At 42.0% G+C, this 16110-nt stretch carries 16 protein-coding genes; 7 read left to right on the top strand and 9 right to left on the bottom strand.

All coding sequences use genetic code 11. From position 1 onward, the window contains the following. The first annotated feature begins 72 nt into the window (after positions 1-72). Positions 73-339, top strand: a complete 267-nt coding sequence (locus tag HMPREF2983_RS12455) for a PqqD family protein (RefSeq protein WP_070668914.1) — start codon at positions 73-75, stop codon at positions 337-339. 75 nt (positions 340-414) lie between these two features. Here HMPREF2983_RS12455 and glyA read toward each other — a convergent pair whose 3' ends face one another. The 3 genes from glyA to pyrB all read right to left on the bottom strand — a co-directional run bounded on the left by glyA (position 415) and on the right by pyrB (position 3199). Then, the gene (gene glyA / locus HMPREF2983_RS12460) at positions 415-1695 is read right to left on the bottom strand and encodes a serine hydroxymethyltransferase (RefSeq protein WP_070668921.1); all 1281 of its coding nucleotides are present in this window, start codon (positions 1693-1695) and stop codon (positions 415-417) included. Between the two features lie 87 nt (positions 1696-1782). After that, positions 1783-2238 (bottom strand): aspartate carbamoyltransferase regulatory subunit, encoded by a 456-nt coding sequence (pyrI, locus tag HMPREF2983_RS12465; protein WP_004376224.1) that lies wholly within the window; start codon positions 2236-2238, stop codon positions 1783-1785. Positions 2239-2242: 4 nt separating this feature from the next. Then, positions 2243-3199, bottom strand: a complete 957-nt coding sequence (pyrB, locus tag HMPREF2983_RS12470; RefSeq protein WP_070668924.1) for an aspartate carbamoyltransferase — start codon at positions 3197-3199, stop codon at positions 2243-2245. Positions 3200-3306: 107 nt separating this feature from the next. Between pyrB and HMPREF2983_RS12475 the strand changes: the two genes are divergently transcribed. The 3 genes from HMPREF2983_RS12475 to HMPREF2983_RS12485 are packed head-to-tail and all read left to right on the top strand — an operon-like array spanning position 3307 to position 7214. Further along, the gene (locus HMPREF2983_RS12475; protein WP_070668927.1) at positions 3307-5619 is read left to right on the top strand and encodes a penicillin-binding protein 1A; all 2313 of its coding nucleotides are present in this window, start codon (positions 3307-3309) and stop codon (positions 5617-5619) included. After that, positions 5612-6292, top strand: coding sequence for a tetratricopeptide repeat protein (locus HMPREF2983_RS12480; protein ID WP_070669013.1), 681 nt, complete (start codon positions 5612-5614; stop codon positions 6290-6292). Before HMPREF2983_RS12475 ends, HMPREF2983_RS12480 begins: the two co-directional genes overlap by 8 nt. Positions 6293-6329: 37 nt before the next feature. Next, positions 6330-7214, top strand: a complete 885-nt coding sequence (locus tag HMPREF2983_RS12485; protein WP_070668930.1) for an FAD-dependent thymidylate synthase — start codon at positions 6330-6332, stop codon at positions 7212-7214. A 187-nt stretch (positions 7215-7401) separates the two neighbouring features. Here the strand turns inward: HMPREF2983_RS12485 and HMPREF2983_RS12490 are convergent, their stop codons facing one another. Both HMPREF2983_RS12490 and HMPREF2983_RS12495 read right to left on the bottom strand, forming a co-directional pair. Next, positions 7402-7866, bottom strand: coding sequence for a MaoC family dehydratase (locus HMPREF2983_RS12490; protein ID WP_070668934.1), 465 nt, complete (start codon positions 7864-7866; stop codon positions 7402-7404). 7 nt (positions 7867-7873) lie between these two features. Next, the gene (locus tag HMPREF2983_RS12495) at positions 7874-9622 is read right to left on the bottom strand and encodes a phospho-sugar mutase (RefSeq protein WP_018920148.1); all 1749 of its coding nucleotides are present in this window, start codon (positions 9620-9622) and stop codon (positions 7874-7876) included. Between the two features lie 122 nt (positions 9623-9744). On the opposite strand from HMPREF2983_RS12495, the gene HMPREF2983_RS12500 reads away from it, so the two are divergent. After that, the gene (locus HMPREF2983_RS12500; protein WP_004375106.1) at positions 9745-10026 is read left to right on the top strand and encodes a DUF4491 family protein; all 282 of its coding nucleotides are present in this window, start codon (positions 9745-9747) and stop codon (positions 10024-10026) included. Between the two features lie 7 nt (positions 10027-10033). Continuing rightward, positions 10034-10504: a 23S rRNA (pseudouridine(1915)-N(3))-methyltransferase RlmH gene (rlmH, locus tag HMPREF2983_RS12505; protein ID WP_070668936.1), complete on the top strand. Its 471-nt coding sequence runs from the start codon at positions 10034-10036 to the stop codon at positions 10502-10504. Between the two features lie 12 nt (positions 10505-10516). Here the strand turns inward: rlmH and HMPREF2983_RS12510 are convergent, their stop codons facing one another. From HMPREF2983_RS12510 to HMPREF2983_RS12520, 3 genes are all read right to left on the bottom strand, one after another. Continuing rightward, complete coding sequence (locus HMPREF2983_RS12510; protein ID WP_070668939.1) at positions 10517-11611, bottom strand: hypothetical protein; 1095 nt, start codon at positions 11609-11611, stop codon at positions 10517-10519. 24 nt (positions 11612-11635) lie between these two features. Next, on the bottom strand, positions 11636-12508 hold the full coding sequence (locus HMPREF2983_RS12515) for a tRNA threonylcarbamoyladenosine dehydratase (RefSeq protein ID WP_070668942.1): 873 nt from the start codon (positions 12506-12508) through the stop codon (positions 11636-11638). Between the two features lie 378 nt (positions 12509-12886). After that, the gene (locus HMPREF2983_RS12520) at positions 12887-13603 is read right to left on the bottom strand and encodes a gliding motility protein GldB-related protein (RefSeq protein ID WP_246829411.1); all 717 of its coding nucleotides are present in this window, start codon (positions 13601-13603) and stop codon (positions 12887-12889) included. 243 nt (positions 13604-13846) lie between these two features. On the opposite strand from HMPREF2983_RS12520, the gene HMPREF2983_RS12530 reads away from it, so the two are divergent. Next, positions 13847-15094 carry a DUF4861 domain-containing protein gene (locus HMPREF2983_RS12530; RefSeq protein WP_070668951.1) on the top strand — a complete coding sequence of 416 codons (1248 nt, stop codon included), beginning with the start codon at positions 13847-13849 and terminating at the stop codon, positions 15092-15094. Here the strand turns inward: HMPREF2983_RS12530 and HMPREF2983_RS12535 are convergent. Continuing rightward, positions 15072-16100 carry a glycosyltransferase family 2 protein gene (locus tag HMPREF2983_RS12535; protein ID WP_210400389.1) on the bottom strand — a complete coding sequence of 343 codons (1029 nt, stop codon included), beginning with the start codon at positions 16098-16100 and terminating at the stop codon, positions 15072-15074. The two genes, HMPREF2983_RS12530 and HMPREF2983_RS12535, sit on opposite strands and share 23 nt — an antisense overlap. Between the last annotated feature and the right edge of the window lie 10 nt (positions 16101-16110).

Below are 16110 nucleotides of genomic sequence, written 5' to 3' on the forward strand. Positions count from 1 at the left end.
TTGGAAGCGGGAAGATAGACGCTTAAACAGAATTCACATATTAATCATACATGTAACTTAAACGAATGAAATATGAAAACAAAACAAGGATTTAATCTTCGGAACATATGCGGTGAATATATCATTGTTGCAGAAGGGGAATCAAATATTGATTTCAGCAATATCATCAGCATGAATGAAAGCTCTGCTTTCCTCTGGAAAAATATTCAAGGTAAAGAATTCACATGTGAAGACCTTGTGAAACTGTTAACAGACGAGTACGAGGTTGATGAAACGACAGCGTCTAAAGACGTGACTGCTCTTGTTGAAACATGGAAGGAAGCTGGTATTCTTGAATAGGAAGTTTCTAATAGAGATAACAATAAAGCCCAAAAGCGATTATGCTTTTGGGCTTTATTTTATGAATTTCTATTTTTAGTATGCAAAAAGAGGATAATCTTTCATCGTTGCATTGACCTTTTCGCGAACACGTTTAATGACTTGTTCGTTCTCAGGATTATTCAATACTTCCTCTATCAGTTCTGCAACAAGATGCATCATGTCTTCTTTTGCACCACGAGTTGTGATGGCAGCAGTGCCAAGTCGGATGCCGGAAGTCTGGAAAGCACTGCGAGTATCGAATGGCACCATGTTCTTATTGGCTGTAATATCGGCTGACACTAATGCATTTTCAGCAACTTTACCTGTCAAATCAGGATACTTTGTGCGTAAATCTACCAGCATAGAATGATTGTCTGTGCCGCCACTAACAATGCTGAAGCCGCGTTGTATCAAATCTTCTGCCAACACAGCTGCATTCTTCTTCACCTGCATGGCATATTCTTTCCATGAAGGTTGCAAGTTTTCTGCGAAACCAACTGCCTTAGCTGCAATGACATGTTCCAACGGCCCGCCCTGTGTGCCTGGGAAAACAGCAGAATTGAGCAGCATGCTCATCTTTTTCACCTCGCCTTTCTTTGTGGTCAAGCCCCACGGATTGTCGAAATCCTTTCCCATCAAAATGATGCCACCACGTGGTCCACGGAGTGTCTTATGTGTAGTGCTGGTTACAATATGAGCATATTTCAAAGGGTTATCGAGCAGTCCTGCTGCAATCAATCCTGCAGGGTGTGCCATGTCAATCATCAGCAAGGCACCTACTTCGTCTGCAATCTTGCGCATACGCGCATAATCCCATTCACGGCTATATGCAGAGCCTCCACCGATAATCAGTTTTGGTTTATGTTGAAGTGCCAACCGTTCCATCTCGTCATAGTCGACACGTCCCGTCTCTTTGTTGAGATTATATCCGATAGGATTGTACAGCAGTCCAGAAGTGTTGACATGACTACCATGTGAAAGATGCCCACCGTGATCAAGATTCAAGCCCATAAATGAATCTCCAGGTTTCAGTACAGCCAAAAGAACAGCAGCGTTAGCTTGCGCTCCAGAATGTGGTTGTACGTTAGCAAACTCTGCATTGAAGAGCTTCTTTACACGTTCACGAGCAAGGTCTTCAATCTGGTCAACAACCTGACAACCGCCATAGTAGCGCTTCCCGGGAAGTCCTTCAGCATATTTATTGGTAAGGTATGACCCCATGGCAGCCATAACCTCGTCACTCACAAAGTTTTCTGAAGCAATCAACTCCATACCTTTCAGCTGGCGCTGATGTTCTTTCTCAATAAGGTCAAAAATCTCTTGGTCTCTTTTCATTGTGGATATGAATTTATAATGAACTTTTTTAGTCTCTATATCTATAAAATCTTAAGCTTGCTGTCAGCACCAAATAGAATTGCCAAATCAGCAAAGCTTGATGCTGTTGAAATCCTGTTCTTTGTCACAATATCTACATTTCAGTATTCCATGCGCTTTGTCTACAACATTGAAAACGGTTTGCATGGGTTCGTTGTTGGTGATGCACTTAGGATTATTGCACTTTACAATCCCTCGCAGTTCGTCGGGAGTCTCAACCGTTTTCTTCTCAACGACTTCGTAGTCTTTAATGATGTTGAGTACAATTTTTGGGGCTACTACACTGAGTCGGCTAATTTCTTCATCAGAGAAAAAGCGATTTGTAATCTTGATAATACCTTTCTTTACAATCTTTTGTGAAGGAAGATTATATCCAATAGTCACAGGAGTTGTAGAATCTTTCAATCCTAATAAATCAACGACTTGATAGGTCTTTTCTGCAGGGATATGGTCGATAACCGTACCATTTTCGATAGCTGAAACAAGCATTTCTTTCTTTCCCATGACTTTAGAATTTAGAATTGATAATTGTTTTGTCGTTTTGAATATCTTCCAGCGTAATGCCCAAACAATGACAGAATATAGCTTCACGGGCATAAAGTCCATTGCGAGCCTGTTGGATATAGTAGGCGTGTGGGTTGTCATCTACATCGTAGGCTATTTCATTGACACGTGGGAGAGGGTGGAGTATTCTCATGTTTGGCTTGGCACATCGCAGCATTTCTGCTCTCAAAATATAAATGTTCTTAACGTGTTCGTATTCCATTAGATCAGAAAACCTTTCTTTCTGAACTCGTGTCATATACAGGATATCAGCATTGGCAATAACCTTATCTGTAAATTCAGTGTGCTCTTCAAACTTTATTCCGTTTTCCTTGCAATAAATTTTATACTCCTGTGGCATTGCAAGTTCTTTCGGCGCGATAAAATGAAAGGTAGGATTGAAATGGCGCATTGCCATGATAAGGGAATGGACTGTGCGACCATATTTGAGATCGCCAACAAGATAGATATTCAGATTTTCAAGTGTACCTTGTGTTTGATAAATGGTATAAAGATCAAGCAGACATTGTGAGGGGTGCATGTGGGCGCCGTCTCCTGCATTTATGATTGGAACAGGTGCAATTTCCGATGCATATTGAGCAGCGCCTTCTATGTAATGGCGCATAGCAATAATATCAGCGTAATTGCTTACCATGAGAATGGTGTCTTTCAATGTTTCTCCTTTCGAAACACTCGAAGCTTTCGCATCGCTGAAGCCAATAACTCGTGCGCCAAGCCTGTTGGCTGCAGTTTCGAAACTAAGTCTTGTGCGAGTCGACGGTTCATAAAAGAGTGTTGCTATAACTTTCCCCTTTAATAATTCCCTGTCAGGATGTTGCTCGAACTCATGTGCCATTTGAATAAGGTAAAGCAAATCTTCTTTACTCAAATCAGCAATCGTTACAAAGTTATGTTTTCCCATTTGTAATATGATTGATATTCCGAATTCGACTTCAAAGTTAAGCATTATTTCTGATTAATGTGTGTTATTTGACAGAAAAATTGTATTTTTGCTAAAAAATTATCGAGATGAGAAAGGCTTTTATTCACTTCCTATGGGGAGCATTGATATTATTTATATGTGGGACTGCTTTTGCATTCGTTGCCATCTGGGAAGGCTGGATAGGCTATATGCCTCCGGTAGAGGATTTGCAAAACCCTATCAGTCGTTATGCCACACAGGTGTATTTTGCGGACGGAAAGGTTATGGGTACCTACAATTTTAACAAGGAAAACAGAATTGTTATCCCTTACAGTAAAATCTCAAAGCATTTGGTCGAAGCATTGGTTGCTACGGAAGATGAACGTTTTTATGAACATAGCGGCATTGATTTCATTGCTTTGGGAAGAGCTGTCGTCAAACGGGGACTGTTTGGACAGGCCTCGGCGGGCGGAGGATCGACCATTACCCAGCAGCTTGCCAAGCAACTATATTCAGAGCAGGTGCATAACTCATTGGAGAGAATGCTCCAGAAACCGATAGAGTGGGTGATTGCAGTAAAATTGGAACGTAATTATACGAAGGAAGAGATTATCGCTTTATATTTGAACTATTTCGATTTCCTGCATAATGCCGTAGGCATAAAGACTGCAGCAAATACTTATTTCAATAAAGAAGCTAATGACTTGAACGTCGTGGAATCAGCAATGCTTATAGGACTCTGCAAAAATCCTTCATTGTTCAATCCTGTGAGATTTCCTGATCGTGCACGAAACAGGCGTAATGTGGTTTTGGACCAAATGCTGAAAGCCGGTTACTTATCCAAGGCGGAGTTTGAGGAGTATTGTGCCATGCCGATAGCTCTGAATTTCCACAGAACCGATCACAAGGATGGTAATGCCACTTATTTCAGAGAATTCCTTCGGCAGTATATGATGGCCGAAAAGCCGGACAGAGCCAACTATCCTTCATGGAACAGGGTGCAATATACATTAGATTCCATTGCATGGGAAAATAATCCACTATATGGTTGGTGCAATAAGAACTTTAAGAAAGATGGTAAGCCTTATAATATCTACACTGATGGACTGAAGATTTATACGACCATAGACAGTCGCATGCAGCAGTATGCAGAAGAGTCTGTTTATGGACATGTCGCCAAATTCTTACAGCCGGCTTTCAATAAGGCGAACCGAAATAAAAAGAATGCGCCTTTTTCTGGATCACTTACGCTTTCGCAGGTTCGTTCTATTCTGAACAGGAATATGTTTCAGAGTGAGCGCTATCGCAACATGAAGGCTGCAGGTGCAAGTGATGCTGAAATACGAGCAGCATTCAATCGTCCTGTTGACATGACAATATTTACTTATCATGGAGATATAGATACCGTCATGACTCCAATGGATTCTATTAAATATTACAAAGGCTTTCTGCGTGCAGGTTTTATGAGCATGGACCCAAAAACTGGTGCGGTAAAAGCCTATGTCGGCGGTTTGGATTATAATCATTTCATGTATGACATGGTCACAGGTGGACGCCGACAGGTTGGTTCAACCATCAAGCCATTCTTATATGCGCTTGCAATGGAAAATGGTTTCTCGCCCTGCGATTTGGTTCCTAATGTACAAAAAACATACATGGTTGCAGGCAGGGCGTGGACCCCACGTAATGCTTCGCATGCACGCTATGGCCAAATGGTCACTCTCAAGTGGGGACTTGCACAAAGTAACAACTGGATTTCGGCTTATCTGATGAGTAAACTCAATCCTCAACAGTTTGTTTCTACGCTTCATGAATTTGGTATTGACAATCCGGATATCCATCCCTCCATGTCATTATGTTTGGGGCCATGTGATGTAAGCGTGGCTGAGATGGTTAGTGCATATTCCACATTCGCAAACCATGGAATACGTACGGCCCCCATGTTTGTCAGCAGAATTGAAGACAATGAAGGCAACGTCATTGCAAGTTTCCAACCTCGCATGAACGAGGTAATCAGTGTAGAGAGTGCAAACAAAATGCTGGTGCTGTTGCAAGGAGTTGTTGATGGAGGAACAGCAAGCAGACTTCGTTATAAGTATCACATGGAAGGAGAAATTTGTGGTAAGACAGGTACCACGAACAAGAATAGCGATGCCTGGTTCATGGGCTTTACCCCACAGTTAGTAACGGGAATATGGGTTGGTGGAGAAGACCGTGACATCCATTTTGACAACATATCAATGGGCCAGGGTGCAACAATGGCCTTGCCTATTTGGGCGTACTTCATGAAGAAAATCTATAGAGATAAATCATTGAATTATAGCAGCAATGCTACTTTTGAACTTCCTGACGGTTTTGATCCCTGCTCCAAACAAGATGCTGATAATGATGAATTCCAAATTGATGAGGTATATGAATAGGATGTCTGTCTTTTTAGCAATCTGGATTGTTTCAGCAGGAGCCGGATTTGCTCAAAAGGTCAATCCGCTGAGAGATAGTCTGCGAGTTGCCGCAGACTCTTTGGCGTATCATCCAGACCGGATAGACCTTAGACTGAAAAAAGCATCATGGAATATTCAATTGCAGGAATGGGAATATGCAAAAGAGGAATACGACCGCGTGCTTTCCAAAGATGCAGATAATCCTACAGCGCTCTATTTTCGAGCCTATGTGAATGAAAAGCTTTCAAGATATAATTTTGCACGCCTTGATTATCAACACCTGCTATATATAGTGCCTGGTAACTTCGAGGCTCAATTGGGATTGGCGTTACTTAATGAAAAGGATAAACATTTCACGGAAGCCTTTGACGGTGTTAATCGCTTGATTGCTCAATATCCCGATAGTGCTGTGGCTTATGCAGCAAGGGCGAATATGGAACGTGAGCGTAAAATGTATGAACCGGCAGAGTATGATTATACAGAAGCGCTTAAGCGTGTTCCTGACAATCAGGATTATCGGCTCTCAAGGGCGTATGTCAGAATACAATTGAGAAAGAAAGAAGCTGCATTAAGCGACTTAGATTATCTTGTTGGCTTAGGTGTTTCTAAGGTTGCTTTGAAAGAATTCTATGATAAATTATTAAAGAAATAGATTTGAATAACAATAAATAATATTACACACTAAACTTATGAGAATACAGCAACCATCCTTTGAAATATGGCCACAAGAAGAGGGTATCAATGGGGTATACAAACAAATAGAGAGAGCTGGTCGCGTTTGTTATAAGAGCGAGAAAAACGCTTCGGAAGATTCTGCAAAGCCTTTCGTTGAGCGTATGATTGCTGCTGACCACACAGCCATGCTTGAACATGGAACAGTCTATTTGAAAGGAGCAGTTGAAAATCTTGTCAATCGCTATGCCAACAATCGTTTTTCGCGTATCCATGTGAAAGATGGTGTTGCCTATGTAACAACAAACCTTAGAGTTGTTGCAGAAAACAAATGGATGGAAGACTTAGAGTGTTTTTGCGAACCTACATCTCATCACGAACAACGCATCACCGTTCATTTTACCACACAGGTTGGAGTGACGCGCGAGTTTAACAGGCATCGTGCAAATTCCATGGCCGAACAGTCTACTCGGTATTGCAATTATAGCAAAGATAAGTTTGGGGGAGAAATAGCAATCAATCTTCCTGAATGGATAAAAAAGGAAGCAGACTGTCAAAAAATCTATCAAGAACTCAACCATAATCTGTTGAAACAGCTTTGCCAAGAACTCGTTATAGAAAAGGATCAACAGGCTTGGAGTGCTGTTGACAATTGGCTTTTTGCCAATCTTGCCTGTGAGTATGCATATTTGAATTTGATTTCTTTAGGACGAAAGCCACAGGAAGCTCGTGTTGTTTTGCCCTTAGATATAAATACAGAATTGGTACATACGGCCTTCGTCAGTGACTGGAAACATTTCTTCGACCTGCGTGCTCTTGGTACGACAGGTGCTCCACATCCAGATGCGAAAGCTATTGCGGCTCCGCTCTTTGAGGAATTCAAAAGACTGAAACTTTTATAATCTATCATCCTAAAATCGTAGAGAAATGGAATTCTTTAGTTCTATTTCAGTAATGAGTTATATCAATGATACACTCTATGATACGGACAAGATAATATTATACCCAGTGGTTTTGACAATGTAGCCCATGTTATAAGGGAAAATAAAAAAGGAGGAAGTTGTTGCTTCCTCCTTTTCTTTCTCAAGCTTATTTGAAATAATAGAGAAAAGTGGCCTCGCCTTCAAGCGCAGGTTTCTTTTCACCTTCGATCTCAATTTTGAAACCAATCTGCGCCTTACAGATGCCACGTAGGTTTTCGATGGCATCGAGTTTTGTAACCAAACGGACTTTACTTCCTGTGATAACCGGCTTTCCAAAGCGCATTTTGTCCATTCCGTAGTTGACCATCATTTTAAGATTGTTCACCTCAATAATCTGGTTCCACATATATGGAAGCAACGAGAGAGTCAGATAGCCGTGTGCAATCGTGCTTTTATAGGGACTTTCTTCCTTCGCACGTGCTTCGTCAACATGTATCCATTGATGGTCGAGTGTGGCATCGGCAAAGTTGTTGATGCGTTCCTGGTCCACCAAAAGCCACTCTGAAACGCCTAATTGTTCGCCTAAATATGATGCGAATTCCTCGTATGAATTTACTACTAACTTACTCATCTTGCTCTTAGTCTAATCCAAGTCCTTTTTTAATTGCATTCACTTTTTCCATACCTTTCGCTTCCAGTGCATCGTATTCGGATGCATTCTTCATGTCGCCTTTCACTTCAAGATAGAATTTTATCTTTGGCTCTGTGCCCGAGGGACGAACGCTTACTTTCGTTCCATCATTACAGAACCACTGCAACACGTTACTTGTAGCAGGCATGTCAAGCTTGGTCTTGCTGCCATCTTCGTGCAATGCTTCAAGTTTCAGGAAATCTTTCCACAATACAACTTTGCTGCCACCAAGTTCCTTGGGAGGATTGTTACGGAAGTTGGTCATCATCTGTTTGATTTCATCTGCGCCCGTCTTTCCCGGACGAACAACATTGACAGTGACCTCCTTAGAGAACCCATACTCTGTGTAAATATCCATCAGGACATCATAAAGGGTCTTGCCTTGATCCTTTGCCCATGCACAGATTTCGGCCAAAAGACTCATTGCGGACACGGCATCCTTGTCGCGAACAAAATCTTGTGCAAGGAAACCATAGCTTTCCTCGCCACCACCAATATACTTCTGCTTACCTTCAGAAATGCGAATTTCACGTGCAATCCACTTGAAACCAGTGTAGCAGTCACGCATTTCAATACCAGCCTTATCCGCAACTTTCTTGATAACCTCAGTCGTTACAATGGTCTTGACAATGAAATCTGTAGGTTTCAATAAGCCCTTAGCCTTGCGATTGGTGATGATATAATAGAGGAACAGCAGACAAGTTTGGTTACCATTAATCAGTACCCATTCGCCCTTGCTATTCTTGCAGGCCATGCCTACACGGTCGGCATCTGGGTCAGAAGCCATCACGATGTCAGCATCTATTGCCTTGGCATCACGGATAGCCAAAGACAAAGCCTCGCCATTTTCTGGGTTTGGACTGACAACCGTTGGGAAATCACCACTGCGCACCATTTGTTCCTTGACACAATGTACGTTGTCAAAGCCCCACAATTTCAAGCTCTGTGGAATAGACATCATACCTGTTCCATGGAGCGGAGTGTAGACAATCTTCAGATCATGCTGGCGCTTGATAACCTCCGGATCAATACTCAACGTGTGGATTTCTTTCAAATAAGGTTCGTCAATGTCCTTACCGATAATTTGAATCAGTGACGGATTGCCCTCAAACTTAACGTCATCAACTTTTACCTTGCCTACTTCTTCAATGATACCTACATCATGAGGAGTGAGCACCTGCGCACCATCTTCCCAGTAAGCCTTATATCCATTGTATTCCTTGGGGTTATGACTGGCTGTGATATTCACACCGGCCTGACATCCCAAATGACGAATTGCATAGGAACATTCGGGAGTAGGACGCATATCTTCAAAGAGATAAACCTTTATACCATTAGCCGAGAAGATGTTTGCAACAGTCTCTGCAAACTTACGGCTATTGTTACGGCAATCATGACATACGACAACGGCAATGTCTTTTTTGCCTTCAAAGTTCTTTTTCAGGTAATTGGCAAAGCCCTGTGTCGCCATTCCTACCGTGTAGATATTCATGCGGTTAGAACCTGCCCCCATGATTCCACGAAGACCGCCCGTACCAAATTCAAGGTCTTTATAGAAGCTTTCAATCAGATCGGTCTTGTCTTCTGCAGCTAATTTTGCTTCGACCTCTTTTCGTGTTTCCTCGTCAAAAGCCGGTGTCAACCATTGTTTGGCTTTCGCTTCACACTGTGAAATAAGTTCTGTGTTATTTGCCATAGTTTTAAAGTATATATTTAATTTTACAAATTGCTTACACGCAAAGATAAGCATTTTCATTGGAAAAACATCGGATTATATATATATTTTTTGTATCTTCGCAACCTAAAAGCTATAACATTATGTATTTCACAGGAATTATCATTGCACTTTCTACATTTCTGATTATCGGCATATTCCATCCGATAGTCGTCAAGACTGAATATTATTTCGGTACACGTTTCTGGTTTGTTTTCCTCATTTTGGGTATTATCTCCATTGTAGGCTCACTCTGCGTGGCCCACATTATCTGGTCATCCCTGCTTGGTGTGCTCGGTGCTTCACTGCTTTGGAGTATCGGTGAACTGTTCGAACAGAAGAAAAGGGTAGAGAAGGGGTGGTTTCCACGTAGAGAAAAGAAATAGATTATAAATGAAAACGCTTCTTGTTCTCGTTGGCAAAACGGCCAACAAACATTTCGTTGCGGGCATTAAAGACTATCATGAACGCATAGAACATTATATGCCTTTTGACATTACTGTTATCCCGGAATTGAAAAACACAAAGCATCTCAGTAATGAACAGCAGAAAGAGCGCGAAGGAGAACTTATCTTAGAGCAGATAAAGCCCATGGATACGGTTGTTCTTCTGGATGAACATGGAGCGGAATACCGTTCGATAGAGTTTGCAAACTGGCTACAGAAGAAGCGGCTTACAGCCCGCCGTCTCGTCTTTGTCATAGGTGGGCCTTATGGTTTTTCACCATCAGTATACAGTCGAGCCAATGAAAAGATATCACTCTCCCGCATGACTTTCAGCCACCAGATGGTGCGTCTCATCTTTACTGAACAACTCTATCGGGCATGCACTATCATCAAAGGTGAACCTTATCATCATGAATAAAGAAGTGAAAGCTTATTTGTCTGCATATGCAGGAGAGAGGGCATTGACGTGAATGGAATAGTGCCCTGCACGATAGTCCATTCTCATGACACGAGGAGTATTTACCTTTTCAGATAGCGACAGAGCCACATGGCCCATGGTCTGCCGTAGGTTTAATTCAACACATGGGTGAACCAATCCGCCGTTTACAATCATCATATCAATGCCGAAAGGCCCCGAATAGTTGCCTTTCAGCTGTTTTGACATAACACTCACCACGGTTTCGCGTATGCTATCCAGACATTCAAGGGATGTATAGCGTGACAACATCTCTTCTTTTTGCGCTTCGCCCATGAGTATGTTGCCCGCATAAGCACCGTTAACCGTATCGAAAACAGAAAGACCGAGATAGTCTATTGTCCTATTCCGATGTGCATAGAACTCCATACCGAAGTCAACCACCTTATTATAATAAGGCTCAACGGTAATATATCCTTGTTTGGAGATTACGTTTTTAATCCATCCTTGCAGATGAGTTGTTATGCCTTCATGGTTCATGTCGATAAATCTCAGCCCACGTCCGCTGCTACTCCATGGCATCTTCAGCACATACTGATAGGCTAGTCCGTTATCTGCAGGCTGCAAGTGTTGGCAGAGCGAAGCATAATCTCTGAAGACTTCAGCCTTGCCAACGGCCTTGTCGAAACATGTTGTCAAGCAAGGCAGGAGATGTTCTGCACACCAGCCTCTGCCACTCAGCATGCGTATATGGTCTAACTGCTGCACAGAAGGAAGAGCATCTGCAAGCTTTCCGTTTGACTGCTCTATAAGGCGATTGCATAATGCAAGGTTCCATCCCCAAGGAAATATCTCAATATTCGTCACATCAAGACTCTTCAAATCTTGATAGTCGATGAAACCTGCCTCTGCAGCATACTGTCTCAAATGCGCAGGTATGCTTATATGCTCCTTGTCTTCAACAAGAACAAGGTCACCTTTACTTGCCCAAAGCACGGGTAGAAAGGCAAGGTCAGCCTGCAACTGGCGGGCAGCATGGGGCAAAGTTACATATTTCTGATGTGCAGCCAAGGCGATGTCATGCCCTGGATTGAATAGATAGACTTTCATTTCCTATTAAAAACTTAAAATCATTCAGGGTGTTTTGATCACGATTTTGTCATCAATCCAAGTCCCATTTTCCTTTGCCTGAACTATGCTTTTGTACCGTTCTTCATGCCGTGCTGCCTTTTCAGCTGCAATTCCGGCATACGCATTGCCTTCTGACTCTTCGGGAAGGATACGCATAGTTTTTGCTTTCGCAATGAGATCCTTGATGACTTCGCCTCCGATGATCAAGCCTGCTGCAGCCGGAACCCACGCATTGCTGGCCGGTACATGGCTATGCTCAGCACATTCTATAGTAGGATAGGCAATCTGCCTGATAGGTTCTTCTTCACTATAAACCACCTTTAATCGAGGGATATTCAGCTTACGAAGTTTCTTTCTTATCACCTTTGCCAACGGATCCATATGCGTTTCGTTGATGTCTGCCACACGGAATGCCGTTGCATCAAGCTTGTTGGCCGCTCCCATGCTGGATATGATGGGAATGTTGAAACGATGACAACGCTTGATAAGTTCAAGTTTCGCACTCACCGTATCGACACAATCCACAACATAATCAAACAGCTTCAAATCAATTGCATCCGCGTTTTCGGGAAGATAGAACATCTGGTATTTGTGAACAATACAATGGCTGTTGATATCAAGAATACGTTCTTCTGCAACATCAACCTTGTTTTTCCCTATTGTTGAAAGCAGGGCATAGAGCTGTCGATTGATGTTCGTCGGACAGACACGGTCGTTATCAATGATATCCAATTCGCCTATGCCACTCCGTGCCAACACCTCTGTCACATAACTGCCAACACCACCTATGCCGAAAACGGCTATGCGTGAGCCGGCCAAAGTGTCAAGCGCCGGCTTGCCAATCAATAGCTCTGTACGTGAAAATTGATTTTGCATAAAAACTGATTACCTGATTTTTTCCACTGCAAAGGTAAGGAAAAAGAAAGAAAGCACAAAGATAAAATGAAATAAAGAAAAGTGCTTTCAGTGGCTTTAAATGGGAAACGAGAAACCAGAAAACAAGCATCAGCACTCTATCTTAAATCTCCCTGTTTTTCAACCTGTTGCATTAGGCTCTGCAATTTGACGCAGATTACATGGTGATTTGAGTCAAGTTACACGATGAAATGACGCAGATTACAAGGTAATTTGACGCAAATTGCAAGGCTATCTGCACGGGATTAGCTCTCGCTTTGAATTCTATGTTATAATGAATAGCGCACAACGCAGGCATACTCAATGCTGTCTGTTGCTTCATGTCAAAGGAACTCTTGCTTAGAATTTCAGCAAGTCAGCCAACTTTACGTCCTTATGTGTCTGCAGATAATCTTCTACCAAGCTGACATAATGAGTTGAGAAAACCTTTTGTCCCACAAGTTCATTGACCACATACATGACACGAGCCATGTGCATGTCTTTCTCCTGCTGACTCTTCTTGTCGAAGTTCTTCACGGGATATAGGCTCAACAGATAGAAATTCAGGCAGTCGGGAACAATATACTCCCGCTTCATGGTTGCACGTTGACTCTTTGAATAATACTTTGAATAGAGCGGATAGTCTTCTCCCAAATATTTATCAAGAGAAATACCAATCATATTTTCACCCACAATTATACTCTGGTCAAAGGCACCAATCTGTGTATATATCTTCGGAATAGTAAAGTCCGGCAGTTGTTTCTGGGCTTTATCAAAAACTCGTGTCAGTGACTTGTTGATGTCATCCATGTTGGCATATTGAGTTTCTACATCTGCTATAACAGTCTGTAAAACAGTGTCTTGATAGAAATTAAGAAAGCGACTGTTGATGTCCGGCTCATAGACGGCTCCCAATTTAAGCACATTTTCAACCAGCGTTCGAGTCTCTATGGCATACTCTGTGTTCATTTCCTGCAAAGCAGAAAAGTCACCTGTAGTCAGATAACGGCTTTGCAGACGATCATAACGCACGACTTCTATTTTGTCTTGCGCATCATCGTTGGATTTCAGCTTCATTTCACAAGCCACACAAAGCAACATTATTGCAAACAATATGTAATATATCTTTCTCAAACGTTTGGGTTATCTTAAATCTCAAGGCAAAAATACTAAAAATTATTTTCAATAGCAAATATTTTGCTAAAAAACTTAAAATAAAGGCCGTAAAAAGGTGTCTTAAAGCCAAAATTAATAAAAATAGGGGCGTTAAATCAAAAAAACATTTATTTTTGCAGCATGAAACTTTTATCGGTATTACTAATGAAAACAAGGCTTGTCCTATGCTCATTTTTATTTATCAGTTTGGCTTTACATGCTTCAAAAAAGCCTGATACAGAAACGTTTACCGTGAACATCAAATATTCGGGTAAGCTTTCATTGTCCAATTATCCTGTAGTTGTCTCCCTGAAGGGATATCCTTGGGTTTCCTGTTCTTCTGTTTATTTTAATGACAAGGAGCTTCCATCTCAACTTGATGATTTGGATGGTGACGGAATAAATGATGAAATGTGTTTCCTTGCCGACCTGAAAGGAGGGCAAACCTATAACTATAAAGTTGTGTTGAAGAAACAGGGTACGCAGAAAACGTACGCATTACGCACATACGCCGAACTTTTATTGAGAAATCCCAAGATAAAAGAAAAGAACAAACAGGATTTATATATACAGCAAATTGAAGTTGGGAAAGAGCTGAAAGACAGCTATCATTTATTGCATCACCATGGGGTGGCATTTGAAAATGAATTGATAGCATTGCGCATTTATTTTGATAAACGGCAGACACTCGACTTGTATGGGAAGAAGCGTTTAGGCTTGGAGTTACACGAGACGCAGTTTTATACGACCAAAGAGCAGTCGTTGCAAGGATTTGGAGACGATATTCTATGGACTGGAAACAGCATGGGCTTGGGTGCACTCCGTGGATGGGACGGTCGAAAAGAGCAGATGTTGGAAGATGTTGCATATCGAGGACAGCGCATAGTAGCTCAAGGTCCAGTGAGAACTATCATTGAACTGACCGATAGAGGTTGGCTTTGGACGAGGGGAGAACGAAGGATTTGTCTCACAGAGCGTTATACCTTATATGCCGGCCATAGGGATTTAAGCGTGGAAGCGTGGATAAATCCGGAAGAGAAAAGACTACGTTTTGCAACTGGTTTGATGCACATTTCGGGTGCAGAAAAACTTTCAGATCATAAAGGATTGCGGGGATTGTGGGGAAAGAATTGGCCTTCAAAAGATACGACTGCCTGTAAATTAGAGACTTTGGGAATGGGAATATATGTTCCAAAAGATTATTTACAGGAAGAACTTGCCTGCGACAGCATCAATGATGCCTATGTCTTGGCTCCTATAATGGGTCACTTGAAGTATTATCTCACTTATTCAAGTGGCAACGAAATGTATGGATTTCACCAAGCCAAAGATTGGTTTGCCTATTTGAAGAAATGGAAAGAGCAATTACTTTGCCTGCCCCAAGTCAGAATTATGGGCAGGCATCCAAGATAGCAGAGAATGTTTTTCGTCCATGTCTGTAGAACTGCCAGAGCAGAGAGAAGTCTTTTCGTTCATCAACTCTCGGATTAATCCGTTGTTGTTGTAGCCGTTTTCGATCTTCATCAAAGTCATGACGCCATGCTTTAAAGGCGTGACGTGCCTTATAGATAGCCTTGAAATCGGCTATGTTACGATTGAAAATAAGTGTTTGCCACGCTGCAAGATAATCGAGGAAGAAACGAAGTCGCATGATAGTTTTCAGTTCTTCATCCGGCAGGTTCTTATAGAGCATGGTCAGATTATTGCGGAAATTCAGGAACGTTTTCATCGGATTACCCTTCGGAAGCGTGCCGCCGCCGACATGATAGACCACGCTATTGGGAATACATACAATTCTTCTGCCCAGCAACCGAAGCCGCCAACAGAGATCAATTTCCTCGTTATGCGCAAAAAAACGACCATCAAGAGCACCTGCATTCCAGTAATCTTTCGAACGAATCAGCAGACATGCACCTGTAGCCCACATGATATCGGCAATCGAATCGTATTGACCATGGTCTTCTTCAACAATATCGAACACTCTTCCTCGACAGAAAGGGTAGCCCAAACGGTCGATGAAACCTCCTGCAGCACCGGCATATTCAAAGCATTTCGGATTGCTCACTGATAGCAGTTTGGGTTGACAGGCTGCCACATCTGAATGTTCATCCATATAGGTTAGTAGGGGAGTGAGCCAGTTTTCTGTGACTCTGACGTCAGAATTCAATAGCAGATAGTATTCTGCATCAACCATTTTGAGTGCTTGGTTATAGCCTTCTGCAAATCCATAATTCTTATTTAATGAAAGGATTTCGACCTCGGGGAAGTCTTCTTTCAACATGGTAACAGAACCATCTGTTGAAGCATTATCAGCCACAATAATCTTTGCTTGTGCTAGAGAATAACGCATGACAACAGGAAGGTATTGTTTGAGCATCTTCTTCCCATTCCAGTTCAAAATCACAATCGCAAGTTTCATGTGTTTTTTC

This window comes from Prevotella sp. HMSC077E09, assembly GCF_001814685.1.
GTDB lineage: Bacteria > Bacteroidota > Bacteroidia > Bacteroidales > Bacteroidaceae > Prevotella > Prevotella oris.

What these genes read in the sequence shown, in the direction of transcription:
- HMPREF2983_RS12455 (WP_070668914.1), top strand. Translation starts at nt 73, where the DNA reads ATGAAAACAAAACAAGGATTTAATCTTCGGAACATATGCGGTGAATAT.
- glyA (WP_070668921.1), bottom strand. Translation starts at nt 1,695, where the DNA reads ATGAAAAGAGACCAAGAGATTTTTGACCTTATTGAGAAAGAACATCAG.
- pyrI (WP_004376224.1), bottom strand. Translation starts at nt 2,238, where the DNA reads ATGGGAAAGAAAGAAATGCTTGTTTCAGCTATCGAAAATGGTACGGTT.
- pyrB (WP_070668924.1), bottom strand. Translation starts at nt 3,199, where the DNA reads ATGGGAAAACATAACTTTGTAACGATTGCTGATTTGAGTAAAGAAGAT.
- HMPREF2983_RS12475 (WP_070668927.1), top strand. Translation starts at nt 3,307, where the DNA reads ATGAGAAAGGCTTTTATTCACTTCCTATGGGGAGCATTGATATTATTT.
- HMPREF2983_RS12480 (WP_070669013.1), top strand. Translation starts at nt 5,612, where the DNA reads ATGAATAGGATGTCTGTCTTTTTAGCAATCTGGATTGTTTCAGCAGGA.
- HMPREF2983_RS12485 (WP_070668930.1), top strand. Translation starts at nt 6,330, where the DNA reads ATGAGAATACAGCAACCATCCTTTGAAATATGGCCACAAGAAGAGGGT.
- HMPREF2983_RS12490 (WP_070668934.1), bottom strand. Translation starts at nt 7,866, where the DNA reads ATGAGTAAGTTAGTAGTAAATTCATACGAGGAATTCGCATCATATTTA.
- HMPREF2983_RS12495 (WP_018920148.1), bottom strand. Translation starts at nt 9,622, where the DNA reads ATGGCAAATAACACAGAACTTATTTCACAGTGTGAAGCGAAAGCCAAA.
- HMPREF2983_RS12500 (WP_004375106.1), top strand. Translation starts at nt 9,745, where the DNA reads ATGTATTTCACAGGAATTATCATTGCACTTTCTACATTTCTGATTATC.
- rlmH (WP_070668936.1), top strand. Translation starts at nt 10,034, where the DNA reads ATGAAAACGCTTCTTGTTCTCGTTGGCAAAACGGCCAACAAACATTTC.
- HMPREF2983_RS12510 (WP_070668939.1), bottom strand. Translation starts at nt 11,611, where the DNA reads ATGAAAGTCTATCTATTCAATCCAGGGCATGACATCGCCTTGGCTGCA.
- HMPREF2983_RS12515 (WP_070668942.1), bottom strand. Translation starts at nt 12,508, where the DNA reads ATGCAAAATCAATTTTCACGTACAGAGCTATTGATTGGCAAGCCGGCG.
- HMPREF2983_RS12520 (WP_246829411.1), bottom strand. Translation starts at nt 13,603, where the DNA reads ATGAAGCTGAAATCCAACGATGATGCGCAAGACAAAATAGAAGTCGTG.
- HMPREF2983_RS12530 (WP_070668951.1), top strand. Translation starts at nt 13,847, where the DNA reads ATGAAAACAAGGCTTGTCCTATGCTCATTTTTATTTATCAGTTTGGCT.
- HMPREF2983_RS12535 (WP_210400389.1), bottom strand. Translation starts at nt 16,100, where the DNA reads ATGAAACTTGCGATTGTGATTTTGAACTGGAATGGGAAGAAGATGCTC.